Source organism: Roseibium sp. (assembly GCF_965232425.1).
Lineage (GTDB): Bacteria > Pseudomonadota > Alphaproteobacteria > Rhizobiales > Stappiaceae > Roseibium.
In genome coordinates this window covers 2,771,757-2,785,134 of sequence record NZ_OZ246971.1, presented here as the reverse complement: position 1 = coordinate 2,785,134, position 13,378 = coordinate 2,771,757, and the positions used below count along the sequence as shown (strand labels likewise).

Below are 13,378 nucleotides of genomic sequence, written 5' to 3'. Positions count from 1 at the left end.
CGCTACTGAACCGGCTCCGTCGCCGGACGCTGCGGTTCAGCCGCCGTCATGCCCCTCGAGGTGCCGAGCGGCATGATGCGCAACCGCGTGATCCGGTTTTTCTCCCGCCTCAGAACGGTGAACCGGAACCCGTGGAAGGTGAAGATCTGTCGCTCTTCCGGGATCATCCTGGCTTCATGGATGACAAGCCCGGCAATGGTTGTCGCCTCGTCATCCGGCAGGCTCCAGTCGGCGGCACGGTTCAGGTCGCGGATCGGTACCGATCCGTCGACGATGACCGAGCCGTCGGCCTGCGGGCGGAGCCCTTCCAGCTCAAGATCATGTTCGTCCGCGATCTCGCCGACAATCTCCTCCAGGATGTCTTCCAGCGTGACCAATCCCATCACTTCGCCATATTCGTCGACAACAAGCGCAAAATGCGACTTGTGCCGCAGGAAGGCATTGAGCTGATCCTGAAGGCTCGTGGTGTCGGGCACGAACCAGGCCGGCGCCGCGATCTCGAGAATGTCGATCTTGGTCGTGTCGCCATCGGCTGCGTGCAGGGCGCGCAGCAGATCCTTCGCATGCAGGACGCCGACGAAATTGTCGCTTTCGCCGCGCCAGAGCGGCAGGCGCGTATAGGGCGCGGCCAGCGCCGCGTCGACCAGCTTCACCGGGTCCTCGTCCGCATTCAGTGCCAGCATGTTGGTCCGGTGCACCATGACGTCGGACACCTCGAGATCGGCAAGGTCGAGCAGACCGCCAAGGCGATCGCGCTCGCCCTTTTCCAGCCCGCCCTCGATATGCTGCAGGTCGACCGCGCCGCGCAGTTCGTCATGGGCCGACAGGATGAAGGCATCCGCGCCGACCTGAACGCCGAGAAACCGCAGGATGTGTCGGACGATCCATTCCACGCCGGCCACAACGGGACCGAACACGGCCACCACGACCCGCACGATCGGCGACACCGTGAGCGCGAAACGCTCCGGGTTCGAAATCGCCCAGGTCTTCGGCAGGACTTCCGCGAAAATGAGAACCAGCGCCGTCATGACCAGCGTCGCGATCGCAACACCGGCCTCCCCGAACAGCGTCAGGAACACGCTTGTCGCCAGGGCCGATGCAAGGATGTTGACCAGATTGTTTCCCAGTAGAAGCGCTCCGATGAGGCGTTCCCGGGATGCGATCAGCCGGCTGGCGACGCGCGCGCGCCAGTCGCCGGTCTTTTCCAGTTGGTGAACGCGTGCCCTGGATGCCGCTGTCAACGCCGTCTCCGAGCCGGAAAAGAACCCCGACAGGAACAAGAGCACGAACACGGCTCCGATCGCGAGCCAAAGAGCTGTTTCCGTCATTGATCGAGTTTCTCCTTGAGAAATTCAGTGACGACAGCGGGATCAACGCCTTTTTCGACAAAGGCTTCTCCGATACCGCGTGTCAGAATGAAGGTCAGCGCACCTCGGCTGACCTTCTTGTCCTGGGCAATGATGTCCATGAATGTTTCAGCGCCCGGAAGCTGGCCCGGAATATCCTGGATCCGGACCGGCAGACCGACATCGGTCAGATGCGCGTGCACCCGTGTGACCGTTGCATCGTCGATGAGACCCAGCCGCGCCGAAAATTCGTGTGCCAGCATCATGCCGATCGCAACCCCTTCGCCGTGGACAAGCCGTTCGGTCTCATAGGCGACGGCAGCTTCAAGCGCATGGCCGAATGTGTGCCCCAGATTGAGCAGCGCGCGCTTGCCGGCTTCGAACTCGTCCGCGGCCACGATATCGGCCTTGGCCTGGCAGGACCGGGCAACGGCTTCCTCCCGTTCCGGACCGCCTTCGAAGACACCCTTCCAGTTGGTTTCGAGCCAGGCGAAGAAGTCGGCGTCACCGAGCAGGCCGTATTTCGCAACCTCCGCATACCCGGCGCGGAAATCGCGCAGCGGCAACGTATCCAGCACCGCCGTGTCGGCCAGCACGAGTGACGGCTGGTAAAAGGCCCCGATCAGGTTCTTGCCGTGCCGGGAATTGATGCCGGTCTTTCCGCCGACCGAACTGTCGACCTGTGCAAGCAGGGTCGTCGGCACCTGAACGAACGCCATGCCCCGCCGGGTCGCGGAAGCAACGAAGCCCGCGAGATCGCCGGCAACGCCGCCGCCCAGCGCGACGACGGCATCACCCCGTTCGAACCGTCCCGCCAGCACCTCGTCACAAAGCCGTTCGAACTGGGCGAAACACTTGGTGCTTTCTCCCGATGGAACCGTATAGGCTCCATGATCGAGTCCCGCCGCACCCAGGCTTTGCGAGAAAGATGCCAGGTGGAGCCCTGCCACGGCTTCATCGGCAATGATCGCCAGCCTTGCCTTCGGCAGGATCGAGGCGATTTCGGAACCGGCCTCTTCAATCAGGCCGCGCCCGATCAGAATATCGTAACCGCGTTCGCCGAGATCTACCCGCACCGTTGTCCGCTCGGATGGGGCCGTGGCCGCAATCGTGTCTGCCATTACGTTCTAAATCCAGATTTCAGGTGTTCGAGGTCTGCGGAGCCGAACCGTCCCCGCCTTGAAACAGGTAGTCGGCCATCGTGATGATGATCTGGTCGACCACGGTATCATGCGGCACATCCTTGGATGTGACGGTCAGCGCAGCCATTGCGTAGACGGGTTCACGTTCGGCGAGAAGATTGCGCATGGTTCCTTCGGGATCCGGTGTTTGCAGGAGCGGCCGGGTCGCACGCCGCCGCACACGTGCCATCACGGTTTCAAAGTCGACCTTCAGCCAGATCGAAAGTCCGTTCGCTGCGATTTCAGCGCGAGTCGTTTCGCTCATGAACGCGCCGCCGCCGGTCGCCAGAACCTGCGGTCCTTCGCTCAACAGCCTTGCGATCACCCTTTCTTCCCCACTGCGAAAATAGGGCTCGCCATGTTCCGCGAAGATCTCCGACACGGTCATGTTGGCGGCACGCTCGATTTCGGCATCGGCATCCACGAATTCAAGACCCAGACGCGCGGCAAGCCGTTTTCCCACAGTCGACTTGCCACATCCCATGATGCCGACAAGCACGATCGAGCGGGTCCCGAGTGCGCCAAGGAGCCGGTCGATGTCGATGGAGCTGATCGTATCGTCTGCGGTCAACGCGGGCTGGTCCCCTGTCTGGTCTTTGTCATTCATGCTGCGTTGTACCACATTCGTTTGAAAAGACACGTGGCGGAACGCAGCCAGCGATTTTCTTTGTTTGGCTTGCGCAAATCGCTACGTTTTCGGAACATTCAGGTATTCGATTCGTCCCGGGAGACTGATGTGCCGACATTGACCCGCCTGCTGCTTGTGCTTGCCCTGCTCGGCGCGCTTGGCTATGGCGCGGTTTACGCCCTGGCAAACTTCGTGGATCCCCGCGAACGGGAGATCACGGTCAGGGTCAAGAAGGACGGCTTCGGACGCTGATGGCAAAGGGCTTCGACATCGAAACCTTTCTGGAGATGCTAGCCGCCGAAAGGGGAGCTGCCGAAAACACACTTGAAGGGTATCGGCGGGACCTGGAGGACTTTTCGAGTTTTCTCGGCCGCAAGGAGGTGAGGGACGCTCGGGCGGACGACATCTCCGCCTACATGAGCGCCCTCACCCGGCGGGGCTTTGCCGAGACATCGCAGGCAAGGCGGTTGTCTGCGTTGAAACAGTTTTTCAAGTTTCTCTATGCCGAGGGAACGCGCAAGGATGATCCGACCCGTACCCTGTCCTCTCCGAAGAAACGCGGAAGCCTTCCCAAGGTCTTGTCGGTTGAGGACGTCGACCGGCTCATAGAGACGGCTCGGTCTGAGACACTGAAATCCCAGCGCAGTGCCGCCGCCCGTCTCCGCGCGCACCGGATGTACACCCTTATCGAGGTGCTCTACGCCACGGGCTTGCGCGTTTCCGAACTGGTTGCCCTGCCCGTGAGCGCGGCGATGCGGGATGCAAGGCTGATCGAGATCAGGGGCAAGGGAGGAAAGGAAAGACTGGTGCCGCTTTCTCACGCGGCCCAGCTGGCCATGAAGGACTACGTGGCGCTGCGATCGGCGGAGGGCTCTTACGCCAACAGCCCCTGGCTGTTCCCTTCGCACGGGGACACAGGTCATCTGACACGGCAGCACTTCGCCCGGGAACTGAAGGCACTTGCCCAAACGGCGGGACTCGATGTGACGAAAATTTCACCGCACGTTTTGCGTCATGCTTTTGCATCGCACCTTCTTCAAAACGGCGCGGATCTGCGTGTCGTCCAGCAGCTTCTGGGTCACGCGGACATCTCTACAACACAGATTTATACACATGTTCTCGATGAGCGGCTGCGCGAGCTCGTCGAACACGCGCACCCTTTGGCGCAGCGTTGATCGCAGATCCTATTGCACTGCAACAAAGAGCGCCTTACACTCCGCTGCCTAAAATTTTTGCATCGGACGCAGACAATGCTTCAACCTGCCAGCGACTTTGAAGCGCTGAAAACCGGCTTCCGCTGGTCGCTGCCGGAAACCTACAACATGGCGCACGCCGTGAGCGATTCCTGGGCGGCGCGCGACCCGCAACGGCTGGCCATTCGCCACGTTCTGCCAACCGGCAAGGTGGAAGACTGGACACACCTGGAGCTGAACCGGTCGGCCAACCGCTTTGCCAACGCGCTACGCGGTCTTGGTGTCGAGCGGGGCGACCGGATCGCGCTGCTTCTGCCACAGGGTCCGGCAACCGCCATCGCACATGTCGCCGCTTACAAGCTGGGCGCCGTTGCCGTTCCTCTTGCCTCGCTCTTCGGGCGGGACGCACTGGCCTACCGCCTCACCAATTCAGGCGCCAAGGTGATCGTGACCAACGGCAGCGGCCTTGAAAAGCTCTCGCTCATCCGCGATGACCTGACGGCGCTCCGACATGTCATATCCGTCGATGAACCTGCATCGGACGCCAGATCCTTTCAGGCTCTCATGGACGCCGCGCGTGACAGCTTCGAAACCCTGGTCACGAAACCGGACGACCCGGCGCTCATGATCTACACGTCAGGCACGACCGGCCAGCCCAAGGGCGTTCTTCACGGCCATCGGGTGTTGCTCGGCCATATGCCGGGTATCGAGCTGTCGCAGAATTTTCTCGGCCAGACGGGAGATATCCTATGGACGCCTGCCGACTGGGCCTGGGCCGGCGGTTTGCTGAACGCCCTGTTTCCCGCATTGAAACTCGGCGTTCCGGTCGTGTCGTACGCCGCACGGAAATTCGATCCCGAATTCGCGTTTCACCTGATGGAGCAACAGCAGATCAGGAACGCCTTCATCCCGCCGACGGCCCTGAAAATGCTGCGGTCGGTCGAGAACCCCGCCGCGCGATTTGCGCTTCGGTGGCGCAGCGTCGGGTCCGCCGGCGAAGCGCTCGGGCGCGAGACCTATGACTGGTTCGCGCAGGAGTTCGGTTTCCCGGTCAACGAGTTTTACGGCCAGACGGAATGCAATGCGGTCCTGGGGTCAGCCGCAAGCCTCGGCGTCACCCGTGCCGGCGCGATCGGTAAGGCGACACCGGGACATGAGGTCGCCATCATAGATGACACCGGCACGGTTCTGCCCCCCGAAAGCCTTGGCCAGATCGCCATCAGGAGACCGGATCCGGTGATGTTCCTTGGATACTGGAACAACGCGGACGCGACCCGCGACAAGTTCATAGGTGACTGGATGGTGACCGGCGATCAGGGCGTGATGGACGAGGACGGCTATTTCCGTTTCGTGGGACGCGATGACGACATCATAACCTCTGCGAGTTACCGCATCGGCCCCGGCGAGATCGAGGATTGCCTGATCAGGCATCCCGCCGTCGCGCTTGCAGCAGCGGTCGGCAAACCCGATCCACTGCGCACCGAGATCGTCAAGGCATTCGTCGTCCTGAAACCGGACGAACAGGACAACGACAGCCTTGCATCGGATATTCGTGATTTTGTCCGCGAACATCTTTCCGCGCATGAATATCCGCGGGAGATCGAATTCGTCAGCTCATTGCCGATGACGACGACGGGAAAGGTCATTCGGCGCAAGCTCCGTGAAATGGCGCGCGCGGAGGCGTCCTGACCGCCAGGTTCAGGACCTGACCCTTCTCCTGACATCCCGGGCCAGCCGCCGCAGCGACTGTTCAAGAGCCAGATCCGCGGCACAGACCCTGGTCTTGAACGCGGCCATGTGACCGTCGGCCAAGAACAAAGTGCCGATTTCCAGGCGGCCTCGCCACAGCGGTTCGATCATGGAGTGCCCCGGGATCGCCAGCGAGTCCGCCAGCGTGAATTCCGGCATGGCCAGGTTCTCCTGGAACGTATAGAGGACCAGCTGCGCACCTGGCGAATACCGGGAAAAGGCCTCGTCAAACGCGATTTTCCAGGCAAAGACATGGCCGCCATCCACCAGCAGCACGAGCGAGGCGATGAGCGTCTCTCCGACCCGTAGCTCGTCGATCCGGACGCGGCCGGTACGGGCCGCCCCGGCAACAGTTTCCCGTGCAAAGGCCGCCGTTTGCGATTGGCTGGCGAGTGCCGTGTTCTCGCGTCCTTTCCATCCCGATGCCTCAAGTTCGAGAAACTGCTCGAAACGGCTCTGCAGGGCATCTCCCCCGATCGTTTCCAGAGTAACCGGGCCCTCGTCTTCAAGACGGCGCAGAAGCCGCTTCATTTCCTTTCGGCGCTTGCCCTTGAAGGCTTCATCGAATTGGGCCTGCCCGTCCGGCCCGCCGTCGTGACAGGCCCGGTGATAGCTTTCGGCAACGCGGACATCCGCGCCATCGAGGTCCATCAGCATACGGGCCGCCCCTGAGGCTAGCGGCAGGTGCGGGAGCGCTAGCATCCCGGTCTTACCGGCGGCTGCTTCGAAGAACCGCCTGGCATGAGAGGTGCCGGCGTCAGGGTGCAGCAACGGCGAGCCGACCGGGCCATACTCCGTCGTGAAAACGGTCGGAACCGGAACGAGAACACCGGCCGGACGGATTTGGATAGGTGCCGACATCAGCCACCGGCCCGTAAGACTGTCCCGCACGGCCAGCAGCTTCACGCGCCCGGGTCCCATGTGCCTGAGATGGGAGCGCAGGAAAGCCGGACCGAAGAAAGGGTTCGGGTCGACCGCGACATCGCTCAGGTCTTGCCAGGCCTCAAGCGGCAGATCGTCTTGCAGGGGATCGAAGAAGCGCGCCTCGAGCCCGGACCCACCTGTGCTGTCAGGGAGCATCCGACCGCCTCCGGCCGGCAAGCATGAGCGGCAGCACGAAGGTTGTGACATGCAGTTTCCGCCGGGCGGTCATCGCAAGCGCGGTCGCTTCGAAAAAGATCGCACAGCTTGTGGCAATCGCCGCACCTGCCAGACCCATCAGGGGAATGAAAATCAGGTTGAGCACCACGTTGACGACAAATGTGGCCGCATAGATCCCTGCACAGGACGTCTGGTGTCCGGTCATCGACAGGAGCGCATCTGCCGGACCGACGGACGCCCGCGCGAGCACACCGATCATCAGGAGGGCGATGAGCGGATAGCCGTCTTCAAATCCGCTGCCGAAGAGACGCAACAGCAACGGCGCGACCAGCAGGAGCGCGAGTCCCGCGCCCAGCGAAGGCCAGAATGTCCAGAGCGTCGCCTGCCGCGTATAGGCCGCCAGCCCGTCCCTGTCCTCGTTATGCTTGTAGCTGGAAAAGCGGTGCGCGGAGGCGGCCCGCACCGCAAAATAGACGAAATGCACGAGCGCGAGCGTTCTGGAGGCTGCAAAATAGACCGCGACTTCGTCGGGGCTCTGAAAGAAGCTCACCATGATCACGTCGGCACTGGTGAGCAGTTGCAGAAAGCCTTCCACCATCAGCATCGGCAGGGAGATGGTAAGCCATGTCTTCAGGTCGACCCTGGCCGGCCCTTTCGGCACCTTGCGCGGCAGCCGCGCTCTCAGATGAAAGTATTGATACGCCGCAACAAGTGATGTCGCCGCGACCGCGACCATCGCCGCCGTGGTCGCCGTCGTGGGCATGCCGGTGACGCTGACCGCGACCAGCAGGAACAGAATGGCCAGCGGGCGCCAGATATAGGTCGGCAGCATGGCAAGCGAAGGCCAGTCGTGGCTGCGTGCGATCCCGTCCTGAACCAGCCCGAAGGCGAAGAACGGCAACGCGAGAAACACGATCACGAGCGGCTCGACATAGGTAGGCGCGATCTCGGCGCTGAACAGGTACACCCCGGCGATCGCGAGCGCTGCCGTCCCAACACCGATCAGGAAGGCGACTTGCCGGCTGGCCGTCAGAAACCCCCGAAGGCCATTGAGATCCTCGGCCTGCCGGTATTGCGGAATGAACCGGCTCGCCGATGTCGAGAACCCGCCACAGGCCATCACCCCGAGCACAATCACGAATGTCCAGGCAACCGAATAGATGCCGTAGTCATGAGCGCCGAGAAGGCGGGCCAGGACAATCTGGGAGAGGAAGGCAAGTCCCGCGCCGGCCACCCGGACGGCAAAAGTGGAAACGGCCATGCGTCCCGCAGCCGCCTTTTCAGAAGACCCGCGACCCGAGGCAGCCGCGATCTGATCGGCACCCTTCCCCAGGATTTGCATCCAGGGAGCGTCCTGAAAACGCTTTGTCCAGAAGTTGGCAGTCGATCGCACGTGGAGGGCCCTTGAGAAATTCTTTCCGTATTTTTGTCACAAGGGACTTAATTTTCCGTGGCTTTCGGGACCTGCCGGCCAAAGCGGCTTCACACCTGCGTGATGAATTTCCGGCAGTCTGCCCAATCGGGAACCCGCCGCTTGCCGTGCCCGGTTCAGCTGACCTGCTTGTCGAACCGGCAGGTGTCACCGTGATCCTGCCGCATCCGGGCCGGTCTTTGCCGGGTTGCCGCCGGTTTCCGTTTTCCTTGCAATGCGTTAGCCAATCAGGACAGGCGTCAGAAAGATCACCGCTTGACAGAGCAGCAAAAACAGGAACAAATAGGGAACAAGCGAGTCGTCCGGTACCTGAATGTCACCTTGAGTACGTCTGGTCCGAACTATTTTGAACCCGGTTGTCTTGCGGATTCAGAGGGTTGCCTCCCCTTCGATCCGCGTCTTGATCCGGTCCCTGCATCGCCGCCAAGCGCAGGGGCCGGATTTTTTCTTTTGAGCTGCGCCGCGGACAGCATCGCTGAAAAATTAACCATATTTTAAGACAATCCCCTCGATCCGCGCGGATCTGATTGCGCTGCTGATAGGGAGATTTTATAGGATGAAAGGATTTTTTTATATGCGTTCTTCAAACCGCTGCGAACACCCCATCAGAATTCGAAGAGACTTCGGTTCGTGCCGGTGAAAAAAGGAAAACAATGATGCTTAAGGCAATCGCGATCGCGTCATGTGCCGGCGCTGCGCTCCTCGCCGCCGGGTCTGCAAACGCCATGATCATCAATGGTGATTTCGAAGACGTCTCGACCCTCGACCCGACCGGCCTTGTCAAGGGCAACCAGCTTTCCAAGCTCGCCACCACCGGGTCTTCCTGGGATGTGTTTGACGAGATTACCGGTTGGAAAACCGCGAGCGGCGCCGGCATCGAAGTACAGACCAACCGCACGCTCGGCTCGATCGACGCGCATTCCGGTCAGCATTACATCGAGCTCGACAGCCATCCGCGCAACAACTCCAATTCGTCCATGGAACAGGACGTGTCGTTGGGCGAGGGAACCTATGCACTTTCCTTCTGGTACAGCCCGCGCACCGGAAATGCCGATTCGAACAAGATCGACTATTCAATCAGTGGCGGTCTCCTGTCAGGCTTCATCACCGGCCCTGACGCTTCTCTGGGGACGGCGGTCGGCACCTGGACGCTGGTCAGAGCACTCTTCGAAGTTCAAAGCGCCGGAGACTACACTCTCACATTCGCTGCAGCCGGAAAGCAGGATTCCTATGGCGGCTTCATCGACACGGTGAACATCACCGCGGTCCCGATCCCGGCGGCTGGGTTATTGCTGCCCGCAGGTCTCGGACTGCTCGGCTATGCGTCCCGCCGGCGCAAGGCGCGCTGATCCCTGACGACAAGCAGTGCGACACAAAAAAATGCGGCCCCAGAGGCCGCGTTTTTTTCATCCCCGGGTATCGCGCCCGAACGGCGCGGGTGGCCGCGTCAGGCAAACTGGCGCCAGAACTGGTAGGACCGATCCAGTCGGCTGAGCCTCTTGCTCTTTTCGGAAGGATCCAGATCTTTCCGATCCAGCAGTATTTCGATTTCTTTTCTGAGTTCTTCCATATGTCTGTTTGCGTATCTCAACATTTCAACATCCTCCACTCAGGCTGTTCTTCGATACACAAAAGGTGCTACTGAACGAGAAGATATTCAAATTAAGTATTTTTAAGAAAACAGGCCAAATAATTAAGTTGTATTACTTTTTCCGGTTCATTTAATTGAAATGAACGCGTCGAATAACTCTGCGGCGTGCAATCGTCATCAGGCTTCGGCAAGCTTCGGCGCGAGATCGCCGAATACAGCCGGTTGCCCCTGAACCTTGGCAATCAGCATCGCACCCTCAAGCTGGGCGAGAATGCGCAGGCTTTGCCTGGTCAGATCTTCTTCCGGAACGCCCGCGCCCCAGTCCGATGTCCGCAATCCGTCCGCCAACCACGCACCTGTCCGGTCAAAGAAGGCCCTTGCTTCCGTCACCACGGCCTCCGGCAGTCCCGACGATTCCGCCGCCAGAATACCGCAAAGACACATCTGTCCGTCCTGACCCAGGGATCGGGCGAATTCGCCGTGCAGTTTCACGATCAGCGCCTCGGCCGACCTGTCCGGATGCACCGGATCGCCCAACAGGTCGAGAAACCGCTCCGTGTATCTCCTTGCGACCCTGGCGCCCAGATCGGCCTTGGTCGGAAAATAATAGTGCACACTCGAACTCTTCACGCCCACACCGGAAGCGATGTCCCGGAAACTGAAGCCGTTGTAGCCGTTCTGCCGGATAAGAGTTTCCGCGAGATCGAGGATTCTTTCTTCTGTATCTGCGGTGGATGCGGTCACGGATCTGTCTCCTTATCTATCGACTGATAGATAGGCCTTGACAAGTCGAAGCGCAACACTGATATGTCGCACGTCCAGTCTATCTATCAGTAGGTAGATAAATGTGATCAAACGACGAACCGGAGACAAACAATGACGAACAGCATCGCGATCATTCAGGGCGGAACGTCAGGCATGGGCCTGGCAACGGCACATCGCCTCGCGGCCCGGGGCATTTCTCTCGTTCTGATAGGGAGGAACCCGGACAAGCTGTCCACCGCACGCGAACGGCTGGAATCCTTGCACCAGGTAGACGTCAGCACATGGCGGGCGGATGTGACCTTGAGTGAGGACGTGGAGCGCCTGATCGAGAAAATCGCGAACCTGGAGCAGCCGGTCGGATACCTGGTCAACGCGGCAGGCTATTTCAGTCCCAAGCCGTTCCTGGACCACTCGGGAGACGATTTCGACCTGTACCATGCCTTCAACAGGGGAACCTTCCTGATCACGCAGGCGGTTACCCGGAAAATGGCGGAGACCGGCAAGGGATCTGTCGTCAATCTCGGATCGATGTGGGCGCACCAGGCTGTCAAGGCGACACCGTCTTCCGCCTATTCGATGGCAAAGGCAGGCCTGCACGCCTTCACGCAGCACCTGGCGATGGAACTTGGAGACCAGGGCATACGCGTCAACGCGGTCGCGCCCGCCGTCGTCGAAACGCCCATCTACGGCGCCTTCATTCCGGAAGACCAGATTTCGGCAACCCTGAAACAGGGATTTGATGCCTTTCACCCCATCGGCCGCATCGGGACAGCCGAAGATGTTGCCTCGGCGGTGGACTTCCTGCTCTCGGACGAGGCAGGCTGGGTAACGGGTGCCATCTGGGACGTTGACGGCGGTGTCATGGCGGGCCGGAACTAGGGGACGGGGGCGCCGCGATCGCCCCCTTCATGCCGGGATGGCCTCCACATAGTACCAGCGGCCTGCCTTCTTCCGGAACCGGCTGAGCTCGCGATGCGTGTGCAGCTTGCCTGCGGCGAGGAATTTCGCCTCGAACAGCACCGTCCCTTCCCTGTCGGCGGTCTCACCTCCGTGAACCTGCAGAACCGTCAAGCCGGTCCAGTGGTTTTCGCGCGCCCATTGCATTGTTGCGGTCTCATCGAAACCGGTCCGGTTCTTTGGCCACAAGGTGTCCTTCAGATAAGAGATGTTCAAGGTGACATAGGCCGAATACCGGGAGCGCATGAGCGCTTCCGCGGTCTCGGCATTTGCAAGGCCGGACAAAAGCGGACCGCAGCAGGACGCAAGGGTTTTACCGCTGCCGCACGGACACATGTCAGTCGTCATCGAGATTTCTGGCTCCAGGCAATTGGTCAGATTGACTATCACCAAATGCGCGAAACCGCTATCGTTAAGCATCTGAATAGTCTCAAGGTCTTCCGGCATGAAACTGGCCACATTCAACATTGAATCCTACGGCGGCGACCGGTTCGACCCTGCCGGCCTGAGACCGCGGATCGGCGCTTTGCGTCCAAGGATCGAGGAACTCGATGCGGACATCCTGTGCCTGCAGGAAGTCAACGCGCAAAAGGTGAAGGGGGCGTCGCAGCGGCAGTTTCTCGCGCTCGATCTGCTGCTTTCAGGCACGCGCTACGAAACCTATCACCGCGCGGCAAGCGAGCGCGCACCCGGAAAGGGTCCCGGGGACAAGCACAATCTTGTCACTCTGTCGCGCTATCCGATCACTGCGCAAGAGAGCCTGTTCCAGCAGCGTGCGCACGCGCCGCTCTGGCAGCCGTCAACGGCGATGCCCGGATATGACGAACCGCAGCATGTCACCTTCGAGCGTCCGATCCTGAGGTCTGAGATCGATGTCGGCGGATTGAAGCCTCTCCATCTGTTCGTGGTGCACCTGAGGGCACCGATCGCCGCGATGATCCGGGGCGGCAAAACCGAGAAGCGCTCCTGGAAAACCACGTCGGTCTGGGCCGAAGGATACCTGCTTTCGGTCCTGAAACAGACGGCCCAGGCACTGGAGCTGCGTCTTGCGGTCGAAGCCCTGTTCGACAGGGACGAAAAAGCCCGGATCATCCTGACGGGCGACTTCAACGCGACCGGTGAAACCGGCACCCTGCGCCTCCTGCGCGCGGATCCGGACGATACCGCATCACCGGACTGGGCACATCGCAGGCTGTTTCAGCTGGACGCCTCGCTTCCGTTGCCGGAGCGCCAGACGGTCATCCACCGCGGCAAGGGCCAGGCGCTCGACCACATCCTTGCCAGCGCGACCATGACCGATCGCGTCGTTGATGTGCGCGTCTTCAATGATGGCCTTCCCGACGAGGTGTTCGAAGCCCAGGATGACACCTACTCCGGTTCCTTTCACGCGGCGATGCGCGCGCAATTCGACATCTGACACCACGCCCGGCAACGG

Annotated in this window: 13 protein-coding genes; 6 read left to right on the top strand and 7 right to left on the bottom strand. The window is 60.8% G+C overall.

Annotated elements, in window-relative coordinates:
* Positions 1–2: 2 nt before the first annotated feature.
* The 3 genes from ACO08A_RS12815 to ACO08A_RS12805 are packed head-to-tail and all read right to left on the bottom strand — an operon-like array spanning position 3 to position 3,134.
* Positions 3–1,328, bottom strand: a complete 1,326-nt coding sequence (locus ACO08A_RS12815; RefSeq protein ID WP_422041413.1) for an HlyC/CorC family transporter — start codon at positions 1,326–1,328, stop codon at positions 3–5.
* The gene (aroB, locus tag ACO08A_RS12810) at positions 1,325–2,467 is read right to left on the bottom strand and encodes a 3-dehydroquinate synthase (protein ID WP_422041412.1); all 1,143 of its coding nucleotides are present in this window, start codon (positions 2,465–2,467) and stop codon (positions 1,325–1,327) included. The genes ACO08A_RS12815 and aroB overlap by 4 nt, the downstream gene beginning before the upstream one ends.
* 19 nt (positions 2,468–2,486) lie before the next feature.
* The gene (locus ACO08A_RS12805) at positions 2,487–3,134 is read right to left on the bottom strand and encodes a shikimate kinase (RefSeq protein ID WP_422041411.1); all 648 of its coding nucleotides are present in this window, start codon (positions 3,132–3,134) and stop codon (positions 2,487–2,489) included.
* Positions 3,135–3,263: 129 nt separating this feature from the next.
* On the opposite strand from ACO08A_RS12805, the gene ACO08A_RS12800 reads away from it, so the two are divergent.
* The 3 genes from ACO08A_RS12800 to ACO08A_RS12790 all read left to right on the top strand — a co-directional run bounded on the left by ACO08A_RS12800 (position 3,264) and on the right by ACO08A_RS12790 (position 6,037).
* Positions 3,264–3,407 carry a hypothetical protein gene (locus tag ACO08A_RS12800; RefSeq protein ID WP_319384484.1) on the top strand — a complete coding sequence of 48 codons (144 nt, stop codon included), beginning with the start codon at positions 3,264–3,266 and terminating at the stop codon, positions 3,405–3,407.
* Positions 3,407–4,330: a site-specific tyrosine recombinase XerD gene (xerD, locus tag ACO08A_RS12795; protein WP_422041410.1), complete on the top strand. Its 924-nt coding sequence runs from the start codon at positions 3,407–3,409 to the stop codon at positions 4,328–4,330. Before ACO08A_RS12800 ends, xerD begins: the two co-directional genes overlap by 1 nt.
* A 75-nt stretch (positions 4,331–4,405) precedes the next feature.
* Entirely contained in the window at positions 4,406–6,037 is a 1,632-nt protein-coding gene (locus ACO08A_RS12790; protein WP_422041409.1) for an AMP-binding protein, read from the top strand.
* A gap of 9 nt (positions 6,038–6,046) precedes the next feature.
* Here ACO08A_RS12790 and ACO08A_RS12785 read toward each other — a convergent pair whose 3' ends face one another.
* Positions 6,047–7,177 (bottom strand): GNAT family N-acetyltransferase, encoded by a 1,131-nt coding sequence (locus ACO08A_RS12785; RefSeq protein ID WP_422041408.1) that lies wholly within the window; start codon positions 7,175–7,177, stop codon positions 6,047–6,049.
* Positions 7,167–8,540 carry a lipopolysaccharide biosynthesis protein gene (locus ACO08A_RS12780; RefSeq protein WP_422041407.1) on the bottom strand — a complete coding sequence of 458 codons (1,374 nt, stop codon included), beginning with the start codon at positions 8,538–8,540 and terminating at the stop codon, positions 7,167–7,169. Before ACO08A_RS12780 ends, ACO08A_RS12785 begins: the two co-directional genes overlap by 11 nt.
* Before the next feature lie 746 nt (positions 8,541–9,286).
* Between ACO08A_RS12780 and ACO08A_RS12775 the strand changes: the two genes are divergently transcribed.
* Positions 9,287–9,979, top strand: a complete 693-nt coding sequence (locus tag ACO08A_RS12775) for a hypothetical protein (protein ID WP_422041406.1) — start codon at positions 9,287–9,289, stop codon at positions 9,977–9,979.
* 419 nt (positions 9,980–10,398) lie between these two features.
* Here ACO08A_RS12775 and ACO08A_RS12770 read toward each other — a convergent pair whose 3' ends face one another.
* Positions 10,399–10,965, bottom strand: a complete 567-nt coding sequence (locus ACO08A_RS12770) for a TetR/AcrR family transcriptional regulator (RefSeq protein ID WP_422041405.1) — start codon at positions 10,963–10,965, stop codon at positions 10,399–10,401.
* 132 nt (positions 10,966–11,097) lie between these two features.
* Between ACO08A_RS12770 and ACO08A_RS12765 the strand changes: the two genes are divergently transcribed.
* Complete coding sequence (locus tag ACO08A_RS12765) at positions 11,098–11,865, top strand: SDR family NAD(P)-dependent oxidoreductase (RefSeq protein ID WP_422041404.1); 768 nt, start codon at positions 11,098–11,100, stop codon at positions 11,863–11,865.
* A 27-nt stretch (positions 11,866–11,892) separates the two neighbouring features.
* On the opposite strand, the gene ACO08A_RS12760 is transcribed toward ACO08A_RS12765, so the two are convergent.
* Positions 11,893–12,291: a YchJ family protein gene (locus ACO08A_RS12760; RefSeq protein ID WP_422041403.1), complete on the bottom strand. Its 399-nt coding sequence runs from the start codon at positions 12,289–12,291 to the stop codon at positions 11,893–11,895.
* Positions 12,292–12,388: 97 nt separating this feature from the next.
* Here ACO08A_RS12760 and ACO08A_RS12755 point away from each other — a divergent pair, with 97 nt between their 5' ends.
* A complete protein-coding gene (locus ACO08A_RS12755; RefSeq protein ID WP_422041402.1) occupies positions 12,389–13,360 on the top strand; it encodes an endonuclease/exonuclease/phosphatase family protein in 972 nt (323 codons plus the stop codon).
* Positions 13,361–13,378 lie beyond the last annotated feature (18 nt).

Bases quoted from the DNA above. Each gene is read 5' to 3' on its own strand.
- ACO08A_RS12815 (WP_422041413.1), bottom strand. From the start codon at position 1,328: ATGACGGAAACAGCTCTTTGGCTCGCGATCGGAGCCGTGTTCGTGCTC.
- aroB (WP_422041412.1), bottom strand. From the start codon at position 2,467: ATGGCAGACACGATTGCGGCCACGGCCCCATCCGAGCGGACAACGGTG.
- ACO08A_RS12805 (WP_422041411.1), bottom strand. From the start codon at position 3,134: ATGAATGACAAAGACCAGACAGGGGACCAGCCCGCGTTGACCGCAGAC.
- xerD (WP_422041410.1), top strand. From the start codon at position 3,407: ATGGCAAAGGGCTTCGACATCGAAACCTTTCTGGAGATGCTAGCCGCC.
- ACO08A_RS12790 (WP_422041409.1), top strand. From the start codon at position 4,406: ATGCTTCAACCTGCCAGCGACTTTGAAGCGCTGAAAACCGGCTTCCGC.
- ACO08A_RS12785 (WP_422041408.1), bottom strand. From the start codon at position 7,177: ATGCTCCCTGACAGCACAGGTGGGTCCGGGCTCGAGGCGCGCTTCTTC.
- ACO08A_RS12780 (WP_422041407.1), bottom strand. From the start codon at position 8,540: ATGCAAATCCTGGGGAAGGGTGCCGATCAGATCGCGGCTGCCTCGGGT.
- ACO08A_RS12775 (WP_422041406.1), top strand. From the start codon at position 9,287: ATGCTTAAGGCAATCGCGATCGCGTCATGTGCCGGCGCTGCGCTCCTC.
- ACO08A_RS12765 (WP_422041404.1), top strand. From the start codon at position 11,098: ATGACGAACAGCATCGCGATCATTCAGGGCGGAACGTCAGGCATGGGC.
- ACO08A_RS12760 (WP_422041403.1), bottom strand. From the start codon at position 12,291: ATGACGACTGACATGTGTCCGTGCGGCAGCGGTAAAACCCTTGCGTCC.
- ACO08A_RS12755 (WP_422041402.1), top strand. From the start codon at position 12,389: ATGAAACTGGCCACATTCAACATTGAATCCTACGGCGGCGACCGGTTC.